The organism is Nocardia sp. NPDC004722 (assembly GCF_053601505.1).
Genome location: NZ_JBSGBY010001034.1, coordinates 1 through 1,557, shown reverse-complemented (window position 1 = coordinate 1,557; position 1,557 = coordinate 1). Strand labels below are relative to the sequence as shown.

Genomic DNA, 1,557 nt, shown 5'->3' with positions numbered 1-1,557 from the left:
ACGGGAATATCAACCCGTTGTCCATCGACTACGCCTGTCGGCCTCGCCTTAGGTCCCGACTCACCCTGGGCGGATTAACCTGGCCCAGGAACCCTTGGTCATTCGGCGGACGAGTTTCTCACTCGTCTTTCGCTACTCATGCCTGCATTCTCACTCGCATGGCCTCCACGGCTGGATCACTCCGCCGCTTCCCTGGCCATACGACGCTCCCCTACCCATCCAGACTCCTGGCCCGAAGGCGGGATAATGTCTGAATGCCGCGGCTTCGGCGGTGTACTTGAGCCCCGCTACATTGTCGGCGCAGAATCACTTGACCAGTGAGCTATTACGCACTCTTTCAAGGGTGGCTGCTTCTAAGCCAACCTCCTGGTTGTCTTCGCGACTCCACATCCTTTTCCACTTAGTACACGCTTAGGGGCCTTAGCCGGCGATCTGGGCTGTTTCCCTCTCGACTATGAAGCTTATCCCCCACAGTCTCACTGCCGCGCTCTCACTCACCGGCATTCGGAGTTTGGCTGACTTCGGTAAGCTTGTGGGCCCCCTAGGCCATCCAGTAGCTCTACCTCCGGTGAGAAACACGCGACGCTGCACCTAAATGCATTTCGGGGAGAACCAGCTATCACGGAGTTTGATTGGCCTTTCACCCCTACCCACAGCTCATCCCCTCAGTTTTCAACCTAAGTGGGTTCGGGCCTCCACGACGTCTTACCGTCGCTTCACCCTGGCCATGGGTAGATCACTCCGCTTCGGGTCCATAGTGTGCGACTGCGGCGCCCTATTCGGACTCGCTTTCGCTACGGCTCCCCCACACGGGTTAACCTCGCCACACACCGATGACTCGCAGGCTCATTCTTCAAAAGGCACGCCATCACCCCACCCGAAGGAGGGCTCTGACGGATTGTAAGCGCACGGTTTCAGGTACTATTTCACTCCCCTCCCGGGGTACTTTTCACCTTTCCCTCACGGTACTAGTCCGCTATCGGTCACCAGGTAGTATTCAGGCTTATCGGGTGGTCCCGACAGATTCACAGCAGATTTCACGGGCCCGCTGCTACTCGGGTGCCCATCACATGAGCCAAGATGTTTTCGTCTACAGGACTCTCACCCTCTACGGTTGGCCGTCCCAGACCAATTCGACTAACAACTTGGTTTCTCACTCATGCTCCACTCGGCAGAATGAAGAAGATGGGTCCCACGACCCCGACCAGGCAACGACTGCCGTCTATCACACCTGATCGGTTTAGCCTCTTCCGCTTTCGCTCGCCACTACTCACGGAATCACTGTTGTTTTCTCTTCCTGTGGGTACTGAGATGTTTCACTTCCCCACGTTCCCTCCACACGCCCTATATATTCAGGCGCGGGTAACACGACATCACTCGTGCTGGGTTTCCCCATTCGGAAATCCTCGGATCTCAGCTCGTTTGACAGCTCCCCGAGGCTTATCGCAGCCTACTACGTCCTTCATCGGCTCCTGGTGCCAAGGCATCCACCGTACGCTCTTACACACTTACTAACAAAGATGCTCGCGTCCACTGTGCAGTTCTCAAACAACACAC

General features: G+C 56.5%; 1 rRNA gene. It reads right to left on the bottom strand.

From position 1 onward, the window contains the following. A 23S ribosomal RNA gene (locus ACWELQ_RS45425) occupies positions 1-1,514 on the bottom strand; the annotation flags it as partial. Positions 1,515-1,557 lie beyond the last annotated feature (43 nt).